The sequence below is a fragment of the Chitinophaga sp. CF118 genome (assembly GCF_900112615.1).
GTDB lineage: Bacteria > Bacteroidota > Bacteroidia > Chitinophagales > Chitinophagaceae > Chitinophaga.
Genome location: NZ_FOMK01000002.1, coordinates 749,715 through 772,866, shown reverse-complemented (window position 1 = coordinate 772,866; position 23,152 = coordinate 749,715). Strand labels below are relative to the sequence as shown.

Sequence of the window (23,152 nt, the reverse complement as noted above, 5' to 3'; positions counted from 1 at the left end):
TTAGGGTTGTTTGATAAGGTGAAGCATAAATTGATCTGATACTTTCAGTGCTGCAGCTATATCTTCTAACAGTACATTTTCCTGCGGATGATGACTGATTCCTTTATAGCATTTTACAAACAGCATACATACCGGTGATACATCTGAAACGGGTACGGCATCATGCCCTGCACCACTTACCAGCCGGATGGCATCATACCCGGCTTCGGTAATGGACTGCTCTAATAACCCGCTCATGAAAGGATCACAATCGACCGGTTTTGTTTGCTGAATAGTTTGCCATTCAAAGATAAGCTGCCGTTCTTTACAAAGTTCAACACCTATTGTATATAAGGCTGTATGTGCATTGTGCAGCATGTTTTCATTGGCACTCCGGAGATCAAGACTAAGAGTAACCTCGCCGGGAATAACATTACTGGCGGCATTCATCACCTGCAAATAGCCCACGGTGGCAACGATAGCATCTTTATGCTGCAATGCCCATTGTTCCACTGCAAGGATGAAGGCGGCAGCACCACACAAGGCATCCTGCCGTTTATCCATCGGCACCGTGCCTGCATGGCCAGCCATCCCTTTGATGGTTACCATGATTCTTTGCTGCCCTGCAATGGCATGTACTACGGCAACGGGAATATTGCGATCGTATAATACAGGTCCCTGCTCTATATGAATCTCAAAATATCCCTGCCAGCTTGCCGGAGGAATAACATCCTGATATAATTCAGTGGTATTACCCCCCATTGTACCGATCACCTCTTTCAGTGTTATGCCTGCTGCATCTTTTTTATCATGCAAGTGATGATCAAATGAACCGGTAACTGTTTTACTTCCAAGGAAGGTAGTATGAAAACGGACACCTTCTTCATCACTAAATGCAATAACTTCTATGTTGAAAGGAACAGGCTGTGCTGACTGTAAAAGATGTGTTACGATATCGAGTGCTGCCAGTACACCCAGGGGGCCATCAAATGCCCCCGCATTGATTACAGTGTCTATATGCGATGCAATTACAAATGTCTTTGCCTTTATATCACCACAGTTCCATCGGCCCCGTACGTTGCCAATATTATCTACCCGCACCTGCAAACCGGCTTCCTGCATCCAGTGCAATACTTGTTTGCTGCCAGCCATAAATGCGGCGGATCCGAATGTACGTGTAATTCCATGCGCATCATCACTGATGGCAGCCAGTGCCTGGATTCTATGCAGTACCCCTTCAGCTCTTTGTAGATAACTCATAATCTGCTGATGATTTTTCCCGCCGGTGGATGTGAAAATGTACCGTTATCAAATACCTTAACACCCTGCAAATAGGTTTGCTCTACTACACCGTATAATGTTTCATTCAGGTAAGGGGTAACTTTATGTTTGTGATATAATCCTTCTGCGGTGACTGTAAACTGTTTTTCTGCATCCCATATTACCAGGTCTGCATCATAGCCTGGCGCTATCCTGCCTTTTCGCTGATATGTGCCTGTCAGTTGTGTTGGTTTTTCGCACAGCCAGCTTCCAATCTGTTCAAGCGTAATACCCCTTTTCCTGGCAGCCGTCCATAATATGGGTAGTGCCAGTTGTAAGGACGCAATACCTCCCCAGGCTTTAGTTAAATTCCCGCTTTCCAGTAGTTTCAGTTCCGGTGGGGCGGGAGAGTGGTCTGTGGCAACAAAGTCTATGATACCAGCCTGCAATGCTTCCCAAAGGAGATTATTATTGGCTCTTTCCCGGATAGGAGGTGCACATTTGAATTGTGTTTGACCATCCGGAATATCTTCTGCATTAAAATATAAATAATGGGGAGCCGTCTCAACCGTCAGTGGTAGGCCCCTGATTTTTGCCCTCAATATCTGCCCGATAGCATCGGAAGAGGATAGATGTACAATGTGTACCGGGCAGTTATACGCTTCACATAACCGGATCATCAATGAAATGGCTTCATTCTCCCATTGCCGCGGACGGGAAGCAAGATATGCGGGGTAAGAACGTACATCACTCACTGGTGGAGGTATTACCTGTGTGGATATTTCACAGTGCACCAGTAAAGGCAGTTTATGTTTTGCAATTACAGGCATTACTTTTTTCAGCTCATAACCTGGGGTTGCAGGGAAATCGTCAATACCGGAATGAGTGAGAAAGACTTTGAACCCCAGTACACCACTACGGATCAATCCGGTTATTTCTTTATCATTACCCGGAACAATACCTCCCCAGAATCCGCAGTTGGTATAGAGTTTATTGGTTGCCGAGAGTAACTTTTCCTCCAGCGCATTTACGGTGGTGGTAACGGGCGACGAATTTAACGGCATATCTACCAGTGTGGTAATACCTCCTGCCAGTGCAGACATGGTAGCCGTTTCAAAGCCTTCCCAGCTGGTTCTGCCGGGTTCATTGATATGTACGTGTGGATCAGTAATACCGGGCATCAGTATTTTGTCCTTAATATCTATCACATTTGCATCTGCCGGAAGGTCATTAACAAGGTCCAGGATCAGACCATCTTTAATAATAACAATGGTTTTCCTGATTCCATCAGGGGTAAGTATTTTATTTCCTTTTATGGCCAGGTCAAACATACAATTGATTCTTATTAAAAATAGGCAATTAATTTGTACTTTACTAGTAAACAAACCCCTTGTAGATGAGCGCAAAATTAACCCGGAACTCTTACGGCAAAAATGCAGTGAATTTGTCCAAAGTAATCCGTCATAAGGATTACCATGAATTTAAACAGATCTCAGTCAATATATCACTGGAAGGAGATTTTATAACGGCATATACCGAAGGCGATAATAAAAAGATTCTGGCCACAGACACTCAGAAGAACACCGTTTATGCATTGGCCAGGGAACACTTTAACTCTTCCATAGAATCGTTCGGTATTTACCTGTCCGATCATTTTATGTCTCATAATCCGCAGATACGACAGGTTACGATAGATATTACAGAGCACAGTTATACCCGGTTGTCTTTTGATGATAATCAGCATCCGCATGCCTTCATGGGCAATGGTCCGGCAAAGAACACAGCACGGATCGTGCATAATGCAGATGACTTACGTGTATGGTCTGGTGTAAAAGATCTGCTGATCCTGAAAACGGCAGATTCCGGATTTGAAAGTTTTATCAGGGATGCCTTTACCAGTTTAAAGGAAACAGACGACAGGATCCTTGCTACACAATGCGAGGCCAGCTGGCTTTATGATACAAACGGGCAGGATTTTACAGCTTGCGCAACGGCTATCCGGAACACCCTTTTAAAAACATTTGCATTCCATAAAAGCCTGTCGGTGCAGCAAACCCTGTATGCGATGGGGGAAGCAGTGCTGGCGGAACATAGTATAGTAAAAGAGATTAGCCTGGAGATGCCTAATAAACATCACATTCCATTTAACCTGGAACAGTTTGGACTGATCAATAAAAATGAAATCTTTATTGCTACGGATGAGCCGTATGGGTTGATTAAAGGTACTATTACAAGGGAGTAGTATTAAAACACCACATTTTTTACCTGTATAATTTCTGCGGCTATACTCACCGCAATTTCTTCCGGTGTCTGGCTTTTTATCTGGATGCCCACCGGAGCATGCAGCCTGGACAGCATTTCCTGGGGAATTCCAGCTGCGCTGTAATCCGTAAACATTTTATGAATCTTGGCCTGGCTACCCAGTACACCCAGGTATCCGAATTTTTTATCCATCAAACTTCTCAGTGCAATATCATCTGTTCTGTAACCCAGGGTCATGATTACCACATAATGCTGAAGACCGGCAGGAATGAGGTTCTGCAATTCCTCATAATCATTCAGCACTGTTTTTTCATGTGCATCATGGTTTTGTTGCATGGTGTGGAGGTCCGGGCGGTTATCAAATACATGGATATAAAAATCCATCATGCGCATGATTCTGGATAATGCCAGTGAACAATGTCCACCTCCTATAATATACAGTTTGTGCTGATAACCCAGCAATTCCTGGTAGCACCAGTCTTCTTCTGATTGCATTATAAAATAAAAACTATCCCGGGAGATGGGCGTTTGCATAAAGCTGATACCAGCAGGAGAAAGTTGTAATGCTCCATGCTGTGCCTGCATAATATTTTTTATAGTATGAAGATCTGTTGGTTGCACCTGGTAGAGGAAGATGGTTTGATCGCCAGAGCAGATCATACCACTCTGATGACTGCTGCTTTTGTCGTGTACCTGCTGACGGAGAGAGGGTGGTGTATGACGATGTTGTAATAAGGCTTTCGCCATTTCCACAAACTTATGTTCCATAATGCCTCCACCAATGGAACCTTCCATTTCACCATTTATGGCTACTGCCATTGCAAAGCCCTGCCTGCCCGGACTGCTGCCATGGCTTTGTAACACATAAAGCAGCATAACAGGTATGTGCTGTTGCAGGCTTTTAGTGATTAATTCCCAGGTAGCTAGCTTTTTCTGCATGTTGATGAATATCTCCCGTTGCCTTTTTTGAATGTAATGCCATTAGTACTTTTTCCGGTGTCATAGGAGTTGTAAAAGGGATGTTTGCAGATGGACTGAATGCGCTGATTGCATTCCGCAAGGCAAACCAGATGCCTATCCCATACATCAGGGGAGGCTCGCCAACAGCCTTTGAGCCGAAGATGGCAAGATTGTCCTGCCGGGTTTGCAGTGCTTCTATCAGCAGTTCTTTTGGTACTGCATAAATATCCGGCACCTTGTAAGTGGATAATGCATTTGAGCGCAGTCGTCCTTCTTTATCATATACTACCTCTTCCATAGTCATCCATCCGATACCCTGCACAATACCTCCCTCAATTTGTCCGCGGTCAATATCCGTATTCATACTGGCACCAAAATCATGCACCACTTTTACAGCATCAGTTACATAAGTTCCGCGCAGGCAGTCGACCGTCACTTCCAGTATAGCCGTACCAAATACATGATAGGCGAAGGGGTGTCCCTTTTCTTTATTGATATCGTAATGGATTTCAGGGGTAGCATAATGTGAATGTTCGGAGAGACTTACCCTTTGTATATAAGCTTCATGGACGAGTTTTTTCCAGTCCCAGCCAGTGCTTTCACCATTGGCCAGCACCTGTTCGTTTTCGAATATAATATTGGTAGTGCCGAATACGGTTGCAGCTACTTGTTTTAACCGTGCAGCAATAGCTGTACACGCTATTAACGTAGCCTTGCCATTCATGTCGGCAGTAGCACTGGCGGCAGAAGGGGAGGTATTGGCAATATTATATGTATTGGTAGGGTTGATCTTTATTTTATCTGTTGGGATAGAAAATATCCGGGCGGCTACCTGTACTATTTTTGTATTCACACCCTGACCCATTTCTATAGCACCGGTACTGATGCCTACGCTGCCATCAGTATACACATGTACCAATGCCCTGGCATTGTTCATTAAAGTATTGGTAAACGAGATCCCGAAACATACGGGCATAAATGCAATACCTTTTTTATATTGATGGTTACTTTTATTAAAGGCTTTCACGGCCTCCCGCATGGCTGCTGTATCATATAGTGTTTCCATCTTTTCCCAGCAGTTAGCCGCTTCACTTTGTACCACCTGTCCATAAGGAAATGCTTCTCCCGATTGGATGAGGTTTGCTTTCTGGATAGAACAAGCATCAAGTTGTAATTTTTCTGCAGCCAGCGCAATAGCGGCTTCTATCACAAACATGCCCTGCGGACCGCCAAAGCCCCTGAAGGCTGTATTGGGAGGAAGGTTGGTCCGGCAGGAATAAGCCGTGGCTTTTACATGGGGAATGAAATAACTATTAGTACAATGAAATAAGGTACGTGCCATAACTGCCGGAGACAGATCGGCAGAGGCGCCCGCATTCTGATAGAATGTTACTTCGTATGCTATAATTTTCAGGGATGCATCCAGTCCTATTTTGAAATCGGCAGCATAAGGATGCCGTTTGCCGGTCATAACCATATCTTCCATCCTGTGTAAAGCATATTTCACAGGCCTTTTTAAATGCCAGGCCGCAAGCGCACATAAAGCAGCCCACATATTAGCCTGATCCTCTTTGCCTCCGAATCCGCCACCCAGGCGGGTTACGACTACCTCCAACTGATGCATGGGGAGCCCCAGTACTTTAGACACAGTACGTTGTACAGCGGTAGGGCCTTGTGTGGAAGAGTGAATACGCAACGCGTTATGCTCCTGCGGAACAACATAAGCACCCTGTGTTTCTATATAGAGATGTTCCTGTCCGTTGATGTCTACACTGCCTTCAAAAACGGAGGTACATTGTTGCCATGCCTGTGTAGTATTTCCCATTGTGAATGTGCGTGGAGGAATGATCAGTTCACCTTTGGCCTGTGCCTCCCTGGGATCTGTGATCACCGGCAGGGGATCGATGATCATCTTGATTTTGTGAACCGCAGCTCTGGCGGCTTCCAGTGTATGGGCCACAACAAATGCCACGGGCATTCCGCAAAAATGTACATGATGTTCTGCGAGTAACGGTTCATCGGGAATAATGCCGCCTATCTGGTTTTCGCCAGGGATATCTTTATAGGTGAAGATCCGTACTACACCTGGTACCTGCAATGCATCTTCCAGTTCCAGTGCGGTAATGATACCATGTGCTATTGGTGAGCCGTACGCCGCGCCAAACAAGGTGCCGTGAATGAGCGGAATATCGTCCAGGTAAACGGATTGACCGTTTACGTGTGTATGTGAGTCAATGTTTTTCATACCAGGTGCAGCCAGGGGAAAAGGGTGATGAAATGAGCTTTTATCAGTTGACCTAACAGCAGCCTTTTATATTCGGCACTTCCACGTGTGTCACTCATCGGGGATATTTCTGTTTGCGCTATCTCTATCGCTTCCAGTACAACTTTTTCGCTGACCGTTTTCCCGGTCAGGTATTCCGCTACTGCCTTTAACAATAATGGAACAGGCGCTACGCCACCTGCGGAAATAAGGACTGAAGTGATAGTATCTTCCTGTGTAGTAATGCTGATAGCGGTATTCACGCTGGCAATATCCAGGTGCGTACGTTTACATACTTTTTCGAAATTAAATAAGGTAGCAGAGCCGGGGAGTTCGAACGAGATGTTCCGGATATATTCATCCGGACTTTTATCCAGTTTTTTATAACCGAGATAAAGATCGCTGAGCAGTAATGTTCTGCCGGTATTAAATTCCAGCATTGCATTTAGTGCGAGAAAGAAGATGGTAAAGTCACCAATAGGAGATGCATTAATAAAATTACCGGCTATGGTAGCCATATTCCTGATAGGAGTAGAGGATACCCGTTTTACATAATTTGCCATTTGCGGGAAATAGGCCCGCATCACAGCAGACTCCAGCAGATCGGTTACTGTCACAGCAGGTTCAAGTACACAGCGGTTTCCTTGTTTGGTAATATCCTTTTTCTGATCGAGTAAAAAATGAATAGCAGATAACTGCATCTCTTCCGGTTGCTGTACATACAGATCTGTACCTCCAGCTGCAAACCTTACCTCAACAGGTATTTCTCCCGCATTCTCAAAAGCATGTTCCCCGTTAAGAGCTACCAGCAGGTTCAATCTTTCTTTTATTCCCGTAAAATAAGCGGGCAGGATGCCTTGTTCCACTGCAAACTGCAGTGGCTCTGTACCATTTCTGTCCTGCAGTAATTTGGTCACTGCCACTGCTGCCCGTTCAATAGACTTGTAACCGGTACACCGGCAGATGTTTCCATCCACAGCAGCAATCGCATTCCGGACAACGGGAGCCTTCCTGCTCAGGCAAAAGCCAGCCAGCGACATTACAAAACCAGGTGTACAGAAACCGCATTGTGTAGCAGAATGGTCAACCATCGCCTGTTGAACGGGATTTAATACTTCCATATTAACTCCTTCAATGGTCACCACATGTTTGCCCTGAACATTTCCTAAAGGAGTGAGGCAGGAAGTGAAGGAGCGGTATTGCAGTTCGTTATTGCGGATTTCTCCCACCAATACCGTACAGGCACCGCAGTCGCCTTCATTACAGCCGGTTTTAGTGCCGGTGAGATGTTGATGGTACCGGATAAAATCCAGTAATAGCATACCCTTGGGTAGTCCGGTACCAATGCTTTCATTATTGAGAATCAGGTTAAGCAATGCGTCAATGAGGTTTACTTAAAGTTAACAAAAAACGGGCAGATTAACTAAGCAGCTTTTTATGACTTTCCGGCCCCGGCTTTATATGACTATAGGTAGTAATTGAGTAGTTATTTATCTTTATGTGAATGATGGAAAAACTGAATCAGGAATTTTATAACCGTAAAGACGTTTTGAAAATAGCCCGTGAATTGTTGGGGAAGATCATTGTTACACAATTTGATGGTATTGTTACCTCCGGTCGTATTGTGGAAGTGGAAGCCTATGCAGGTGTAAAGGATAAAGCCTCCCATGCTTTTGGGGGCCGCCGTACTGCAAGAACAGAAATCATGTATCATCCCGGAGGTACGGCGTATGTATATTTATGTTACGGTATTCATCATCTGTTCAACATTGTTACCAATGAACGGGATATTCCCCACGCAATATTAGTCCGTGCGGTAGAACCGCTGGAAGGAATTTCGGATATGCTCATACGTACCGGCAAAAAGAAAGCAGATTATACACTTACAAAAGGTCCCGGCAATGTATCCAAGGCATTAGGTCTCGCTACTAAACATACCGGTTGCACTTTATTACACGATGAGATCATCATTGCTTCAGATGGTTTTGTGCCACCTTCTTCGGATATTGCAGCCACTCCCCGGATAGGCGTTGATTATGCCGGAGAAGACGCGTTGCTGCCTTACCGTTTTATTGTAAAAAGCAGTAAGTACATCAGCGGAAAAAATTAAAATACATTATTTATGGGTACAATAATTCTTGTGAGCCTGCTAGCTTTCATCGTTGGCTTTATCCTTGCTTTTTTGGTGATGCGGCAAAAAACGGCAGAGAATGCTTCGCTGAAAATCCAGGCAGATCATATGCAACAGATCATAACCGGACAGAAACAGCAACTGGAACAGATAAAGGAAGAACTCAGAATTGCTGTTAATATCCAGCAACAGATATCAGGAGAAAAGATCCAGCTGGAAGCGCAATTGCGTTATAAGAATGAAAAGCTGGATCATCAGAAGGAAGAAATAGAAAACATCGGACATAAATTCGAGAACCAGTTTAAAGTACTTGCGAACCAGATCCTGGAGGAAAAAAAGAATGCATTCAGCAAAGACCAGGAAAGTTCATTAAAGGCTATTTTAGACCCCTTAAAGGAGAATATTACTTCTTTTAAGCAGGAGTTCAGCGCAAAGCTGAAAACGGAATCTGACGACCGTATTTCACTCAGGGAGCAGGTGGTGCATATGATGACGCTGAACCAGACCCTGGCCGAACAAGCCAATAATTTAACCCAGGCATTCCGGGGTTCTGTGAAACACCAGGGCAACTGGGGTGAAATGATACTGGAAAGCATCCTGGAATATACCGGTATGCAGAAAGATATCCACTATTTTGTTCAAAAGCGATCCCTTAATGATGATGGAGATACTATCCAGCCGGATGTACTGGTTAAATACCCGGACAGCCGTACTATCGTTATAGATTCCAAAGTATCGCTGGTACACTATGAGAATTTTTATAAGTCAACCGACCCGGTAATGCAGGAACAGCAGCTGGCATTGCTGGTGCGTTCCATTAAAACACATATAGACGGATTAAGTGGCAAAAGTTACCAGGATGTAACAGACAGTCTGGACTTTGTAATGATGTTCATTCCTGTAGAAGCAGCCTATATCACGGCTATGCAAACCGATCCGGCCTTATGGCAGTATGCCTACAAAAAACGGATTATCCTTATCAGTCCTACCAATATTATCACGGCCATGAAACTGGTCAACGATATGTGGCAGAAAGATAGTATTGACAGGAATGCAAAGGCCATTGCGGAGCGTGCCGGTAAATTGTACGATAAACTGGCTTCTTTTGTAGAAGAGTTTGATAAGGTAGGGATTCATCTGGACAGGGCAGCTGGTGCTTTCCAGGATTCCAAAAAGAAGATGACAACGGGTAAAGGGAACCTGGTTAGCCAGGCGCATCATATGAAACATATGAAAATCAGTGCTAAAAAAGCATTACCCCAGGTCATAGTGGAAGAGGCACTGCTGGAAGATGAGGAGGAGGTGGAAGATTAATTATAAATTACTTTATCCAGACAATATCCCAAGGTTTCAGTCGTCATACAAGGGACTTGTTCTATACATATGGTATATAATAAGTATACAATCAGGAACTAAAGAGGAAGTAAATAGGCTCATCCTTCGTTCATCCTTCGTTTTTTAACGTAGGATGAGCCTGTTTACTTCCTATTTACTTCCTGTTTATCTGCCGTTTAGACAGAATCTTATGTATGTCAGCAAAGAAAGAAATCGAAATCTACGATCCGAATGCTTTCACAGACAGGTTTATGGAACCTGTATTTAAAAGCATTTTAAAGCCCGGTATAGGGAAATTCTTCATTGTAAGGGTAGAAGATATGTACCGCCATGTTACCCATGCTGTACCAGCTTCCAGGGGCACCACGCATAGTTGCCTTTATCTTACAGAGGGAGAGGCTATTATGAAGATTGGCAGTGAATGTTATACCATCCATAAAGATGAAATGTTGTTTGTTCCTGCAGGACAGGTATTTTCATTTGAACCGGGGCAGGTGAACAAAGGATACTTCTGCAATTTTCACAGTGATATACTGGCCGGGGAGCATGGTAAATTTGAATTTCTGCAGGTATGGGGAAACCCGTTGATCCGGTTGGATGTACAACGTTCTCAGTTTGTATTGCATCTTTTTCGACGGATGCTGCTTGATTATACCCAGGATGGAGCTGTGATCCAACCTTATCTGGTTACGTTGTTATCGGAAGTAAAACAGTCGTACCAACCATTATCTGCTACCAATCAACCGCTCGTCAACAGGTTTAAGGAATTGATCTTCTCAAAGATCAAAATCCTGCACCAGGTATCAGACTATGCATCTTTACTGAATATTACCCCTAATCATCTGAATAAAACGGTAAAGGCAATTACAGGAAAATCTCCCACCAAATGGATTGACGAAGCAATTGTGCAGGAAGCGAAAGCGCTGTTAACGCAAAGTGATCACACGATCAGGGAAGTGGCGAATGAGGTGGGGTTTGAGGATCCGTCCTATTTCACCCGTCTCTTTAAAAAATATGAAGGCATTCCTCCATCAGATTTCCGGAAGATGATTGAAAAATCCTGAAATGAGCGGTTTTTGTCCTAACAGGCAGCTGTCGTAAAACCGAACTTTGCGGCATGCTTAAATTTCTTACAACAAAGATCGGAAGGCTACGCCTGATTGCTTTCCTGGAAGGTATTTCCCTGCTGATACTCGTATGTATTGCTATGCCTCTCAAATATGCTTACAGCGAACCTTCACTGGTGAAAACAATGGGACCCATTCACGGATTATTATTTGTATTCTTTGTGGTCAATACATTGAGTATTGGTGTTGAATACAAATGGAAATTCAGTACAACTACCTGGAAAGTACTGATAGCCTGTTTTATACCTTTTGGTACTTTTTATATCGATAAAACGATCTTGTCGAAGATGGCGGGATAAATTTAAATTATTACATTTAATGCATGAAGAATGTTGTTTTAGCCAGTACCTCTACTTTACACGGACAGGCATATATGGAATACCTGCTGCCGGTGGTAAAAGAACTATTTAACGGAGTGGAAGAAGTGATCTTTATTCCGTATGCCCGTCCCGGTGGTATATCTCATGACGATTACACCAGCAGGGTAGCTGAAGCATTTGCTGTTATAGGTTTGAAAGTCCGCGGTCTCCATACATTCGATTCTCCTTTGTCTGCCATTCAGAATGGGCAGGCTTTCTTTACAGGTGGAGGCAATACTTTTTTACTCGTTCAGCAACTGCATGCGCTGAAATTAATGGATGCATTACGAACTGCAGCAGAGAGTGGCAAGCCCTATCTGGGCAGTAGTGCCGGAAGTAATATCGGTGGCGTGAATATGCAAACAACCAATGATATGCCTATTGTATTACCCGCCAGTTTCAATACCATGGGATTGATTCCTTTTAACCTTAACCCACATTATATGGATCCTATTCCCGGTATACCTCATATGGGAGAATCCAGGGAAACAAGAATAAGGGAGTTCCAGGTACAGCAACCGTTGGCCGTAGTAGGTTTACGGGAAGGAAGCTGGATCAGGGTAAAAGGAGAGCGGGTAACGCTGGAAGGTTCGGAAAGTGCAAAGATCTTTGAGCCGGGAAAGGAAGCGTATGAGTTAAGTCCGGGTAAGGAGATTGAATTTGTATAGGGTTCGAGTTCCTGGTAGCCCGCAAGCTTTAAAAGCCTTTAAGTCGAAAGATTTGGAGGCTTTTATTGTTCGAGGGACTTATTTAGCAAACGGTATAGTTGATGGTTCCGTCTTAGCGATTTCAAAGAACATCCTTTGCTAAGTATGAGTTGATCATCTCAGTATGATTTTGGCATAGCATTTCCTGGAGTGTTATTTGAAGAATTCGTATCTAAAATTGTGTTGTTACTGTCTGGTAGGTTTAAATTGTGACAATTATCTAATACCTCTAATCTTTACTCTATTGAAAGGCTGTATAGAATACTGTATCAATAAAGAAAAGTGTATTGGCTTTCACGATAACGTTTTCATCATGTATATCTTCGAGAATTAATCCTAACTCTTTATTGTAATAATTGTTGGTAGGAAGTCCATTCCTTAATGTATTTTCAAAACCATTGTATGCCAGTAAATTTTTAACATCGGCCAGATCAACTGCATCGTCAGATGTAACAAACGGTTGTTTTAACACGGTGTAAAATGTATCTTCGATTTCAATAAATCCAAGAAGACTATAAGCTGTATTGGGGAAAAGAAGATTGTGAATCACAATACTGTTAAAGAACTCCAACCAGGTAGCATAATAAATTCCATCATTTAGTTTAATTACACTGTTAGTTTCTGCTTCAAAATAAACTTTGGATTCACCTCCTCTGGCAAGGTATTGGGATTCGTTTGGGGCTTGTTTTATCGAAAGATTTTTTTCCGACGCATAGGTTTTTAAGAATTCGACCTGCTATTTTTTTGTGATTGCTTTACTTTCGAAATCTCTTTTAACCGTTGTACTTGTGCTAAAGCTTGCGCATAGGATATTCCTGGTTGCTGTGCAATTATCTGCTGCCCCCTCAATGATAACTCCGTCAATGATATTTTTAAGTTTGCTTCTGGTATCATTAGTATCCATTTGAAGTAAAACTACTAAAAATCAAGGAAATTTTGAATTCCATGTCGGATAAGCTGTTTAATATACTGATTTTCAATATAATAAACATATTCTTAACTAGACCTAATCGAAAAATTGTGTCCTTTAAATTACAATTTTGTTTAAATAATCTCGTGGCCCAACAAGGAAATTTTCTCCAGATCAACCACGAAAAAGTTCGAAACTTGTCCCCTCCAGCCCGCAGAAAGGGACAAGTAGTCGATAAGATAACTTGTCCCTTTTTTATTTTCGGGTGGAGTGCCTGAACTCGAGGCAATTAGCTCGAAGATGAAGTTTACCTTTTCGGTTCGAAATGTTTGAATAGTTTATGGTGAGCCAAGCAAAATATTAGAAGATTTGGAATCTGAAGAATAGGTGTAGTCATAAAGTTAATAATGAATATGAATTTTCGCGAGAGGGGCGCGATCCTAATGGTCAGGAAATGGCATACTTTGCGAGGCATTGAACTATGCTAATGAAATCATAAGGGAGAAATAAGCTGCAAAATATTGCTGACTACAGCATTGTCCTCGTCTTTTCGCCAATGCAGATACAATGGTACTTCAAAAGGTAGTTTTATAAAGCGAACGCCGGGATGATTGGCCAGTGAATAGGAAAAGGGCATAACGGATATCCCAAATCCTTTTTCTACCAAACTGAGTATCATGGAACCGAAATCGGATTCAAAACGAATATTAGGTTCAATGCCGTACCGGCTGAAGATTTGCGCCATCCTTTGTTGGTAGGTTTCGCCGTCCGTTAACGTCGATAAGATAAAAGGCTCGGCTTGCAGGGCTTCCGGTGTTATATCGGATTCTGCAAGTATCGGGTGTGCATCAGGGACTACCAGCGCAAGACTGTCCTCACTGATGAATTTTGAGATTACAAATTCGTCGTTATAACGGAGCCTGCTATAGCACAAGTCTATCTCGAATGCTTTCAGCAGCTCTATTTCCTGCGTAGGTTTCAATTGAATCAATTCCACTTTAATATCGGGAAAAGCCACTGATATCCGGCCAAGCAGGTCAGGCAGCATATCGTAACTGATAGAGCCGGGATGGTTAATGACGATACGGCCACCCTCTCCCTGATGAATCTTTCGCCCGTACCTTATTATCGAACTCATTTGTTCCATCAGCGGCTTCAATTGCTGCTGCAGAAATCTCCCCGCCGGGGTTAATTCAACTTTCCTGTTGGACCGTTTGAAAAGCTCCACCTGCAGTTCCTCTTCCAGCGCCTTAATCTGACGGCTGAGAACTGATTGTGTGATGTTTACTTTATAGGAAGTGCGCCAATAGTGTAGTTCATCAGCCAATTGTAAAAAATATTCTATCTGTTGCGTTGTCATAGCTTAAACTGATGCATTCTTTGCATCAATATGAGTCAATTTAACATTTTTAAGCATCAAATGGTTAACTAGTTTTGCCCCTGCATTTATCAGATCAATAAACACCATGGAAAAAATTAGTATTACCAGAGTTACCTCAAATGAAATAACGGAGCTGCAGGAAATCAGCCGGCAAACGTTTATTGACACTTTTGCTCCTTATAATAGTGAACAGGATATGAAACAATATCTGGAGGAAAGTTTTTCCCAACAGAAATTGGCAGCTGAGCTAAGGCTCGCCGGCGCTGAATTTTATTTTGCACGGCTGGCAGAACGGGTGATCGGGTATATAAAGATCAATTTCGGTGCAGCACAAACAGAAATACAAAGCGACAATACAATGGAGATCGAGCGAATCTAGGTGTTGCAGGCCTGGCACGGAAAGCAGGTAGGACAGCTTCTTTATGAAAAAGCAATTCAAATCGCCCGGGAAAGAGAATTGGAGTATGTGTGGCTGGGTGTGTGGGAAGAGAATACACGCGCTCTCCGGTTTTATGAAAAGAACGGTTTTTCACCATTCGACAAGCATATTTTCAAACTGGGGAACGATGAGCAAACAGACATCATGGTAAAGAAGTCACTGAAATAGCAGTTAAACAGATGGAGGACCAACTGCCATTATTTAGTATGTCAACAGATGAATGAATAGAATATGAATAAGAGATATCTTTTAATAGTTTTATTGATACTGGGTACAGCCTTTTGGGGCATTTCTTTTCCTGTTACCAAGATGGCTGTTGGCGCTGTTTCCCAGTCTACCTTTTTACTTTATCGGTTCCTGCTGGCAACCATCGTTCTGACTGTGGTGCTGGGCCGGCAGGTGAAAAAGACCACCCCGAAAAACATCATTGAAGGCGTAACCCTGGCGGTTCCATTAACACTTGGTATCTATTTTCAGACATTGGGCCTCAGGTATACTGTTGCATCACAATGTGCTTTTGTGGCCGGCAGCTGTGTCATCATCATCCCTATTATAAAGTTGCTTTTTCATAGAACGGCTGTTGACCTCAAAATATGGCTGGCAGCGACAATTGCGCTGGTTGGATTGTTCGTGATATCTATCAAAGATGGATTTTATATCAACATTGGGGATCTTTACACTATAATCGGAGCATTTGGTTTTTCTATTTACATGATCAGGGTTGAGAAATACTCTGCGGCTGGAAACATCGTGCCTACTATTGTTCCTATGTTCCTGACCTGCACACTGATCATGCTCTGTATCGCTGTGATGGATAATACCGCCACCTGGATTCCCCAAACGCAGGGGTTCTGGACAGGTATCATCTACTGTGCATTGTTTTCGACGGCTTACATGTACACCGTTTCTAATATAGCACAACGATACATCAGCGCTGAAAAAGTGGCTATCATTTACTTGTTTGAGCCTTTATTCGCCGCCATAGCTGCCGTATTTCTGCTGGGCGAAATTATCACCTGGCGAATGCTGATTGGCGGGGCAATGATTTTAGCAGGAACGCTTATTTCAGAGGTCAAACCCAAACCGCAGCAAGCTAAAGAACCAGCCAAGGCCATCTAAAGGTAGATATTGTTTTACGACGTGGAATTATTTTGAAAAAAATTCACCATTAATGCCTTCTGGATTATTGGGGCCGGTACGAGTTCCATCCCAAATAAGCTTAGCAACTGATTAACCTTGTCCATATGCATGGATGTTTTGCCTTGCTCAATTTCCCGGATAAGGCGTAATCCCAGGCCTGACTTCAAAGAAAGGTCCTCCTGAGTCAAACCGTTCTCTTTTCGCTTAGCCTTAATAGTTTTTGACAAAAGGGCCATATTATACCTTTTAGGGTATAAAATAACTGTAAATATTGTGATTATACCTCAAAGGGTATAGTTTAAGTGGAGAAGGGGACCGGTTCAGGTTTTGTGCAGAAAGCAGCTACAGCAGAGTCTTTAATTGAAGAGCGCCCGGAATGCCAGCGGGGTTTGTGTGGTTTTAACTTTAAAGAACTTGTTGAACGACTGAGAATAATTGAATCCAAGCCGATAGGCAATCTCACTGACCGTTAGATTAGTAGTTGACAATTGCTGTTTAGCTATCTCGATAATCTTTTCATGGATATGCTGCTGCGCCGTAAGTCCTGTCAACTGTTTAAGCATATCGCTTAAATATTTACTGGAAAGATGAAGCTTTTCAGCAAAATAGGAGACAGTCGGCAGTGCTTCATTTCGGCCACCAATTTCAAAATGATCATTAAGCAGCGTTTCAAAACGTGTCAGCAATTGATTATTGATCGGTTTGCGGGTGATGAACTGCCTGTTATAATAACGATTACTGAATGTTAGTAGCAGTTCCAGTTGCGCTACGAGTATATCCTGGCTAAAATTATCGATTGGCCGCCCGGTTTCCTTTTTGATCTTTTGAAACAATTCTTCCATATCACGTTCTTCATCTTCTGAAAGAATCAATGCTTCGCTCACGCTGTAATTGAAGAAATGATAGTTTTTTATTTTTTTACCCAAATCATAACCCTGTAAAAAATCGGGATGAAATGTGAGACACCAGCCATTCCCAGGCGGAAGAATCTCCGTATCTATACCTATTACCTGATTAGGTCCGAAAAATCCCATAATACCTTCATCATAATCGTAGGTCGTTTGCCCATAAGTTGATTTACAGTTGCATTTATATTTAATGGTAATAACATAGAAACCCAATGTAAATTTAATTCCGGCTTCCACACTTATTGCCGGCATGTCTCGAAAATTGTATATACTGATCAGGGGATGGCTGGGTTTGCCGAGACCCACTGCGGTATAATATTGATGCAGGTTTTTGATATGCAATATGTCTGTAAGACTCATGGTCATCCCTTTTTTAATGACTATTTAATTTAAGGTTTTTCCTCATCATATTACCAAATAATTTCAATCCTAAACGGGCTGGAAGTAAAGCGGTGGCGAACCTGGCTATCTTGTTGTGAAGACCGCTGATGGTTATTATTTTATTTTGGCGTAATCCATTTATAGCGGAAGCCACAACTTGCTCTGGTGTTTCCAGCTTTTTTGTCGAAAAGCTGCCTTTTCTGTCCTCTCCAATCTTCGCAGCAACAAAAAAACCGGTCTCCGTAGCTCCGGGGCACAATAGCATTGTTCTAATTCCATATAACCTGTTCTCCTCCCACAAAGCCTGTGTGAAATATTTTACAAAACCTTTTGTTGCGGCATACACATTCATATATGGTATAGGGCTAAAGCTTGCCATCGAGCCTACATTGATGATAGTTCCGCTTTTTGATGTTCGCATTTGCGGCAAAAACCTGTATGTTAAGGCAACCATGGCGTTCATATTCAATAGCATCATATTTTGGTAATCCTCCAGGCTATATTCCAGAAGGTCTCCCCCTGAACCACCGCCAGCATTATTGATCAGCCAATTCACTTCAAAATTTCTTTTATCTACTTCATCAGCAATGATCTGATCGCTTCCTGGTTTTGACAGGTCAGCTACAATATAATCTGCCAAAATATTGTACTGGCTACTTAACTGCTGGCATAATGTTTTTAATTTTTGTTCGGAGCGGGCAATCAATACCAGGTTGTGCTTTTCTGCTGCCAACCGTTCCGCAAAAGCCCTACCGATGCCACCAGATGCACCAGTTATTAACGAGATCTTCATAGTCTTATTTTAATAAGACAAAGTTATTAAGTCTTATGCGCCTATCAGTATCCAAAAGGCGGTTGTTTGTATGTAAATGTCGGGTTGGGTAAGTTGTAACCTGCTCTCCGCAAGTTTTAAAGGCTTCAAGTCGAAAGATTTGAAGCCTTTTGTTTGGGGTTTGATATTACGGGTTTAAAATATTATCTGCCCAATGATCCGGAATCTGGATTAAGACCACAATCTATTTGAATAGATCTTCCAGAGTAACATCATTTTGAACCAGGCCTGTCTTATGTATATTTTGTTTAGTCCCGAAAGTAGTTACCATAACCAGAAATAATGTTTTTCTTGTTTTTGTTTTTTGCGAGAATATATCCATTTTATTTTTCAGCTCTATTGCATAATCTTTATCGATAGAAAATTCAGAAGTGGAGAACTTCATTTCACAAATACTAATGCAAAAATCATTTCTATCCAATAACAGATCAATTTGAGCTCCCGGCATATTTTTTCCAGGTATGAGTCTCCATATGGATTCTTCAGTATAAACGCCCGAAATCCCCAAAGCCACCTTTATTTCATGTGTATGTTTGAGACAAATACTCTCAAATGCCATTCCACTCCAGCTTTTCCAGGTGGGGTTAGCTGATAGTTTCATCCATGTACCAGCTCCGGTTGCCCGGCTGTTTTCTATATATTTCAAATAAAATATTGAGTATTCATCACTCAACTTATAAATGCTATCCCTTACATTTTTCTCGTAGGGAATATAAGCGATAATAAACCCGGATTCCAGGAGTTCATCTATAAGTAAAGTTGCTCTTCCGCCGCTGGATAACCCACAAGCTGCAATGATCTCTTTACGGGTCAAGCCAGCTTGTTTAGTGGCCAACGCTTTAACTACAGAAATATGTTTATCCGCTTCAGCAAAGAGTGATTGATACAGATTATTAAACTCATCCTTTAACATACCATCCTTTGTAAAACACAGTGTGTCAATATTCTGCGCTGCGCTTAGTCCGGGCGCGACCTCCTTCAAATAATGAGGGATTCCGCCCATTGCCATATACAATTGAACAATTTGGTAAAGATCCAGTTTGATGTTTTTGCTCTCTAAATATTCTTTGGTTTCCGCAAGTGTAAAAGGTAGAAGACGGATTTTTTTGGTTATCCTATTATGAAGCCCTCCTTTATTGTTCACTACTTTTTGGATCATCCATGAAGCAGCCGATCCGCAGATGGTCAGTATCAGGTTATCCTGTTTAGTCCCCCATGAATTCCAGAAATATTCAAATGCTGCTAAAAAACCTGATTTCGGTGTATTTAGCCAAGGGAATTCGTCAAGAAAAATAACACATTTGCGTTTCTTCAGTAAAGGCTCTGCATATTTTCTAAGTAACTCAAATGCTTCTGCCCAGCCAACTGGCACTTCTGGTGCTATCTGTATGTTCATGACTTCGGCCAATTTATTTCTGAAGTTGACCAGCTGTTGTTTTAAAGTAGCATTATGCACTCCGGAGAATTCCAATATTATGTTACTTTTAAAGACTTGCCTTATCAGGTATGTTTTACCAACCCTGCGGCGTCCATAAATTGCAATCAATTCTGCTTCACCCGACAGTAAAGCTTTTTCCAATATCTTCTTTTCGTCTATGCGGCCAATAAATGGTTTCATTCCAAAACTTTTTATTGATGAAAGGGCTTAAGTCCGGCTATTTTAATATATTATATCCGGCCATAACTGCATAAATATACATAGTTGTGGCCGGATATAAAAATTAAAAGCGGCCACAACTTGATTTATTTAATATGTTATGGCCGCTTTTATTATTTAAATCAGTGGGATATCTCACTTTTGTAAACTATTCTCGAATTGCAGAATTTTTTAATCGTGGAGCTATTCTTTATTATGGTTTTCTATTTACAAAAAAGCTAGCTTATTGTCGCTCAACAAAAAAGAATGAGTGATTCTGTATCACCAATCACTCATTCTTTCAATTCATATAGATGCCCATTCAGGATCTGTTATGAAAGAAATCTCTAAGTTCTTTTGCATATAGATCAGGCACAGCCAACGCAGCAAAATGACTGCCTTTTTCGATGACATTAAATCGTTGCACATTCACTTTCCTGTTGACCCATTCTATTGGAAAAGGTGCTTCTCCCGGGAACAAGGATACGCCGGTAGGAACTTCGACCTTCATTTCCGATTTAAGTCCTGCTGTCCAGGCTACTTTACCTTCCTCGGCGTATGTACGGATAGAGGTATTAATGGTTTGCGTAATCCAATATATCATGATATTAGTGATCAGTTCATCTTTCGTGTAGTGATCGTCCATATTTTCAGGTTTGCCGGACCAGCCATGGAACTTCTCAATTATCCAGGCTGCTAATCCCACAGGGGAATCATTTAAGCCATAACCTAATGTTTGAGGCTTTGTAGTTTGAATAAGGTTGAAAGCTCCTTCAGCAAAGAACCATTGTTGAATAAAGCGGCCAAACTCCTGCTCCGGCGCTGACATCGTTGACCAATCTTCCTGTCCGTTTGGATAGCCAACATCCGTTATATGAATAGCAGAAACCTGTGAAGGATACTGATTGGCCAATGACTTGCTGATTGTAGAACCAATATCTCCTCCTGCGGCAAAGAACGTTTGGTATCCTAATACCTCCGTCATCAGCCTGGCCCATAAACGGGCAGTTTGGTCACTACTTTGGGGAACTTTATCCGAAAAACCAAACCCCGGTATTGAGGGAATGACAAGATCAAAAGCCTGATCTGCATTGCCGCCATAGCTTTCGGGATCAGTAAGCATAGGGATTACTTTATGAAACCTGTAGAAGCTATCGGGCCAGCCATGCGTTAAGATCAGTGGTTTGGCATTCTTAGATTTTCCTTTAACATATATAAAATGCACGGTAATACCATCTATTTCTGTTTTAAACTGAGGTAATTTATTCAGATAGGTTTCCTGTGTTCTCCAATCGTACTTATTCTGCCAATGATCTACCAGTTCACGTAAATAGGTTGGGTTAATACCATAATTCCAGCCGGCGTTTTCTGGTTCATCTGTCCAGCGCGTCTGTTTTAATCTTAGAGATAGATCGTTCAATACTTCCTGTGGTACTTCTATTTTAAAAGGTATCATCTGGGTTATTTTTTTGTTTACACAAATTTAGCTGACCGCCACCTAACCCCATTGTAAAAAATTTACCTGCTCATAATCTAAGGATTAGCGGGAGGTTGTAAAATCATATCTGCAACAAGATGATTTTCTTGCATTTCCATTTGTGATATTAAATATTGCGTTGGTTTGATGCCGGTAAACTGTGTAAATTCTTTGACAAAATGCGCCTGATCATAGTAATCATACTCATTAACAAGTGCCAACCAGTCTGTCTTCCCCCTAAAGGTTTGAATGTCCTTGATTACTCTTTGAAACCTATGGAGCCTTTGCAGATATTTGGGTGAAAAACCAGTATGTTGTTTGACGAGGTGTATGACATGTTTTTAGGAATAACCGGATTTCTTTATTAACCAGTCAATGGGTTTTTCAATGTTCTTATCAATAAATTTCACTAGAGAATCTTCAAAACGGAGATCGCTGGTGTATTGCAGAAAGTAGGTTTCAATATGTCCAAACAACTGTAGAACATCATTTGTATTGATAAGTTTTTGGTATAAGTTCTTAAAGGAATTACCTAAAAGTAATTCGGCCTCCAGACAAACAGGATGTATGGCTGTTATAGGAATCTTTGTAAGGGCATAAAAACCGCCCGTTGTGAAGCGTACACTGAGAATACTGGAATCCTGTTTGTTTTGATATAAAATAGCCTGTGCTTGCAGACCTGATATCCACGCATTTTTCATAACCTTTTTCTCTTTCAGATCAGAGTCCAGGAATGCGGTATTAATGGTTTTTTCCTGCAGCTCAATGACCAGATTTACACCTTTATCCGGAAGCTCTTTAATATATGGGATGGAGGAGTTTGAACCACTAACATACACGATATGTTGAATGTACTCAGATAAAGGGTAGGCCGGTATATGTTTATGGAACTTCATAATTTATGGATGATTTCTGCCAACAAATTTTCCCTTGCCCAGTAAAAAATCAATTGCTTTTATTACATTCTTATCAACACTTTCTGCTGTTTTGAGAAAAGAAATATATCGTACGATCTCTTTTCTCAAAGATGGACTTAAGCTGTCGAAAATCGCCTTAGCTTCTGCATTTTTATCAAGTACCTCCATTAACTTTGGATGTGGCATGATCGTTCTGTCCGACGTATCAAACCCAATAGTGACATCAATTGTTTCTCCACTTCTATCAGGAGAATTTTTAAGCATAGTTGTGTTGATATACAAACGCCAGAGACCACTATATTTTACCAACGTTTGTTTGTAAGGCTGTTTATTGATCGTTCCGCTAATCGGAATGGGGCCCTTACTTTTACCAGCTTGTTCAAAAATTTTAGTCAGAATATTTTCCGGAACAACAACATATGGATTTATTCCAATAATGGCTATGTCAGCTTTAAATTTGAACATGGTTACAATTTCGATGGATATATGTTTCTGGTCGCTTGAATCCTAAATATACTTTATTTGTCCGTTAACGCCAGTGCTGTCAGGTCCAAAGTTGGAGATTCCTAACACATGATGCGTTCAATGACTACCCGCTTTATCAAAAAATGTGGAATTTTTGTGAGTTCACCTTGATTGGAATGAGCTACAAGGCAACTTTAGGAGTGAGAAGAGTTTTCAGCATGATGTAGATGTGGTAGTTATAGTAAAACACTTAAAAGAGAAATAGCGCAGTTACGATCGTTGA

The 23,152-nt window shown here is 41.9% G+C and carries 22 protein-coding genes and 1 pseudogene; 9 read left to right on the top strand and 14 right to left on the bottom strand.

Translation table 11 applies throughout. The annotated features are described in order from the left end of the window. Together BM176_RS11310 and allB are read right to left on the bottom strand one after the other, a co-directional pair. Window positions 1–1,239, bottom strand: a complete 1,239-nt coding sequence (locus tag BM176_RS11310; protein WP_255373493.1) for a M20 family metallo-hydrolase — start codon at window positions 1,237–1,239, stop codon at window positions 1–3. Beyond that, a complete protein-coding gene (gene allB / locus BM176_RS11305; RefSeq protein ID WP_090102903.1) occupies window positions 1,236–2,570 on the bottom strand; it encodes an allantoinase AllB in 1,335 nt (444 codons plus the stop codon). The genes BM176_RS11310 and allB overlap by 4 nt, the downstream gene beginning before the upstream one ends. Window positions 2,571–2,635: 65 nt before the next feature. On the opposite strand from allB, the gene pucL reads away from it, so the two are divergent. Next, entirely contained in the window at window positions 2,636–3,481 is an 846-nt protein-coding gene (gene pucL, locus BM176_RS11300; RefSeq protein ID WP_090102901.1) for a factor-independent urate hydroxylase, read from the top strand. Between the two features lie 2 nt (window positions 3,482–3,483). Here pucL and BM176_RS11295 read toward each other — a convergent pair whose 3' ends face one another. From BM176_RS11295 to BM176_RS11285, 3 genes are read right to left on the bottom strand one after another with little or no spacing between them, the layout of a single operon-like run. Then, on the bottom strand, window positions 3,484–4,440 hold the full coding sequence (locus BM176_RS11295; protein ID WP_090102899.1) for an XdhC family protein: 957 nt from the start codon (window positions 4,438–4,440) through the stop codon (window positions 3,484–3,486). Then, a complete protein-coding gene (locus BM176_RS11290; protein WP_090102897.1) occupies window positions 4,403–6,706 on the bottom strand; it encodes a xanthine dehydrogenase molybdopterin binding subunit in 2,304 nt (767 codons plus the stop codon). The genes BM176_RS11295 and BM176_RS11290 overlap by 38 nt, the downstream gene beginning before the upstream one ends. Further along, on the bottom strand, window positions 6,703–8,100 hold the full coding sequence (locus BM176_RS11285; RefSeq protein WP_177230368.1) for a 2Fe-2S iron-sulfur cluster-binding protein: 1,398 nt from the start codon (window positions 8,098–8,100) through the stop codon (window positions 6,703–6,705). Before BM176_RS11285 ends, BM176_RS11290 begins: the two co-directional genes overlap by 4 nt. A gap of 128 nt (window positions 8,101–8,228) precedes the next feature. On the opposite strand from BM176_RS11285, the gene BM176_RS11280 reads away from it, so the two are divergent. The 5 genes from BM176_RS11280 to pepE all read left to right on the top strand — a co-directional run bounded on the left by BM176_RS11280 (window position 8,229) and on the right by pepE (window position 12,344). Beyond that, window positions 8,229–8,834, top strand: coding sequence for a DNA-3-methyladenine glycosylase (locus BM176_RS11280; RefSeq protein WP_255373492.1), 606 nt, complete (start codon window positions 8,229–8,231; stop codon window positions 8,832–8,834). Window positions 8,835–8,846: 12 nt separating this feature from the next. After that, complete coding sequence (rmuC, locus tag BM176_RS11275) at window positions 8,847–10,169, top strand: DNA recombination protein RmuC (RefSeq protein ID WP_090102896.1); 1,323 nt, start codon at window positions 8,847–8,849, stop codon at window positions 10,167–10,169. Between the two features lie 215 nt (window positions 10,170–10,384). Beyond that, complete coding sequence (locus tag BM176_RS11270; protein ID WP_090102894.1) at window positions 10,385–11,254, top strand: helix-turn-helix domain-containing protein; 870 nt, start codon at window positions 10,385–10,387, stop codon at window positions 11,252–11,254. A gap of 53 nt (window positions 11,255–11,307) precedes the next feature. Then, window positions 11,308–11,616, top strand: a complete 309-nt coding sequence (locus BM176_RS11265) for a DUF3817 domain-containing protein (protein ID WP_090102892.1) — start codon at window positions 11,308–11,310, stop codon at window positions 11,614–11,616. A gap of 23 nt (window positions 11,617–11,639) precedes the next feature. After that, window positions 11,640–12,344 (top strand): dipeptidase PepE, encoded by a 705-nt coding sequence (pepE, locus tag BM176_RS11260; RefSeq protein WP_090102890.1) that lies wholly within the window; start codon window positions 11,640–11,642, stop codon window positions 12,342–12,344. A gap of 280 nt (window positions 12,345–12,624) precedes the next feature. Here pepE and BM176_RS11255 read toward each other — a convergent pair. Continuing rightward, a pseudogene (locus tag BM176_RS11255) lies at window positions 12,625–13,107 on the bottom strand (hypothetical protein); the annotation flags it as partial. A gap of 679 nt (window positions 13,108–13,786) precedes the next feature. Then, entirely contained in the window at window positions 13,787–14,653 is an 867-nt protein-coding gene (locus tag BM176_RS11245) for a LysR substrate-binding domain-containing protein (RefSeq protein WP_090102885.1), read from the bottom strand. A 106-nt stretch (window positions 14,654–14,759) separates the two neighbouring features. Here BM176_RS11245 and BM176_RS32740 point away from each other — a divergent pair, with 106 nt between their 5' ends. The 3 genes from BM176_RS32740 to BM176_RS11235 all read left to right on the top strand — a co-directional run bounded on the left by BM176_RS32740 (window position 14,760) and on the right by BM176_RS11235 (window position 16,232). Beyond that, window positions 14,760–15,053: a hypothetical protein gene (locus tag BM176_RS32740; protein ID WP_218162184.1), complete on the top strand. Its 294-nt coding sequence runs from the start codon at window positions 14,760–14,762 to the stop codon at window positions 15,051–15,053. 3 nt (window positions 15,054–15,056) lie between these two features. Continuing rightward, entirely contained in the window at window positions 15,057–15,281 is a 225-nt protein-coding gene (locus BM176_RS32735; RefSeq protein WP_218162183.1) for a GNAT family N-acetyltransferase, read from the top strand. Between the two features lie 63 nt (window positions 15,282–15,344). Continuing rightward, a complete protein-coding gene (locus BM176_RS11235) occupies window positions 15,345–16,232 on the top strand; it encodes a DMT family transporter (RefSeq protein WP_090102883.1) in 888 nt (295 codons plus the stop codon). A gap of 14 nt (window positions 16,233–16,246) precedes the next feature. Here BM176_RS11235 and BM176_RS33110 read toward each other — a convergent pair whose 3' ends face one another. From BM176_RS33110 to BM176_RS11195, 7 genes are all read right to left on the bottom strand, one after another. Next, window positions 16,247–16,489: a helix-turn-helix transcriptional regulator gene (locus BM176_RS33110; protein ID WP_090102871.1), complete on the bottom strand. Its 243-nt coding sequence runs from the start codon at window positions 16,487–16,489 to the stop codon at window positions 16,247–16,249. A 120-nt stretch (window positions 16,490–16,609) separates the two neighbouring features. Further along, window positions 16,610–17,521, bottom strand: a complete 912-nt coding sequence (locus BM176_RS11225; RefSeq protein ID WP_090102870.1) for a helix-turn-helix domain-containing protein — start codon at window positions 17,519–17,521, stop codon at window positions 16,610–16,612. Window positions 17,522–17,534: 13 nt separating this feature from the next. After that, entirely contained in the window at window positions 17,535–18,335 is an 801-nt protein-coding gene (locus tag BM176_RS11220; protein ID WP_090102868.1) for an SDR family NAD(P)-dependent oxidoreductase, read from the bottom strand. Between the two features lie 223 nt (window positions 18,336–18,558). Then, window positions 18,559–19,992 carry an AAA family ATPase gene (locus BM176_RS11215; protein WP_090102866.1) on the bottom strand — a complete coding sequence of 478 codons (1,434 nt, stop codon included), beginning with the start codon at window positions 19,990–19,992 and terminating at the stop codon, window positions 18,559–18,561. Between the two features lie 340 nt (window positions 19,993–20,332). Beyond that, a complete protein-coding gene (locus BM176_RS11210; RefSeq protein WP_090102864.1) occupies window positions 20,333–21,466 on the bottom strand; it encodes an epoxide hydrolase family protein in 1,134 nt (377 codons plus the stop codon). Between the two features lie 362 nt (window positions 21,467–21,828). Further along, window positions 21,829–22,383 (bottom strand): DUF6597 domain-containing transcriptional factor, encoded by a 555-nt coding sequence (locus BM176_RS11200; protein ID WP_090102860.1) that lies wholly within the window; start codon window positions 22,381–22,383, stop codon window positions 21,829–21,831. 3 nt (window positions 22,384–22,386) lie between these two features. Then, window positions 22,387–22,869 (bottom strand): YdeI/OmpD-associated family protein, encoded by a 483-nt coding sequence (locus tag BM176_RS11195; RefSeq protein WP_090102859.1) that lies wholly within the window; start codon window positions 22,867–22,869, stop codon window positions 22,387–22,389. Between the last annotated feature and the right edge of the window lie 283 nt (window positions 22,870–23,152).

Bases quoted from the DNA above. Each gene is read 5' to 3' on its own strand.
- BM176_RS11310 (WP_255373493.1), bottom strand. From the start codon at position 1,239: ATGAGTTATCTACAAAGAGCTGAAGGGGTACTGCATAGAATCCAGGCA.
- allB (WP_090102903.1), bottom strand. From the start codon at position 2,570: ATGTTTGACCTGGCCATAAAAGGAAATAAAATACTTACCCCTGATGGA.
- pucL (WP_090102901.1), top strand. From the start codon at position 2,636: ATGAGCGCAAAATTAACCCGGAACTCTTACGGCAAAAATGCAGTGAAT.
- BM176_RS11295 (WP_090102899.1), bottom strand. From the start codon at position 4,440: ATGCAGAAAAAGCTAGCTACCTGGGAATTAATCACTAAAAGCCTGCAA.
- BM176_RS11290 (WP_090102897.1), bottom strand. From the start codon at position 6,706: ATGAAAAACATTGACTCACATACACACGTAAACGGTCAATCCGTTTAC.
- BM176_RS11280 (WP_255373492.1), top strand. From the start codon at position 8,229: ATGATGGAAAAACTGAATCAGGAATTTTATAACCGTAAAGACGTTTTG.
- rmuC (WP_090102896.1), top strand. From the start codon at position 8,847: ATGGGTACAATAATTCTTGTGAGCCTGCTAGCTTTCATCGTTGGCTTT.
- BM176_RS11270 (WP_090102894.1), top strand. From the start codon at position 10,385: ATGTCAGCAAAGAAAGAAATCGAAATCTACGATCCGAATGCTTTCACA.
- BM176_RS11265 (WP_090102892.1), top strand. From the start codon at position 11,308: ATGCTTAAATTTCTTACAACAAAGATCGGAAGGCTACGCCTGATTGCT.
- pepE (WP_090102890.1), top strand. From the start codon at position 11,640: ATGAAGAATGTTGTTTTAGCCAGTACCTCTACTTTACACGGACAGGCA.
- BM176_RS11245 (WP_090102885.1), bottom strand. From the start codon at position 14,653: ATGACAACGCAACAGATAGAATATTTTTTACAATTGGCTGATGAACTA.
- BM176_RS32740 (WP_218162184.1), top strand. From the start codon at position 14,760: ATGGAAAAAATTAGTATTACCAGAGTTACCTCAAATGAAATAACGGAG.
- BM176_RS11235 (WP_090102883.1), top strand. From the start codon at position 15,345: ATGAATAAGAGATATCTTTTAATAGTTTTATTGATACTGGGTACAGCC.
- BM176_RS33110 (WP_090102871.1), bottom strand. From the start codon at position 16,489: ATGGCCCTTTTGTCAAAAACTATTAAGGCTAAGCGAAAAGAGAACGGT.
- BM176_RS11225 (WP_090102870.1), bottom strand. From the start codon at position 17,521: ATGAGTCTTACAGACATATTGCATATCAAAAACCTGCATCAATATTAT.
- BM176_RS11220 (WP_090102868.1), bottom strand. From the start codon at position 18,335: ATGAAGATCTCGTTAATAACTGGTGCATCTGGTGGCATCGGTAGGGCT.
- BM176_RS11215 (WP_090102866.1), bottom strand. From the start codon at position 19,992: ATGAAACCATTTATTGGCCGCATAGACGAAAAGAAGATATTGGAAAAA.
- BM176_RS11210 (WP_090102864.1), bottom strand. From the start codon at position 21,466: ATGATACCTTTTAAAATAGAAGTACCACAGGAAGTATTGAACGATCTA.
- BM176_RS11200 (WP_090102860.1), bottom strand. From the start codon at position 22,383: ATGAAGTTCCATAAACATATACCGGCCTACCCTTTATCTGAGTACATT.
- BM176_RS11195 (WP_090102859.1), bottom strand. From the start codon at position 22,869: ATGTTCAAATTTAAAGCTGACATAGCCATTATTGGAATAAATCCATAT.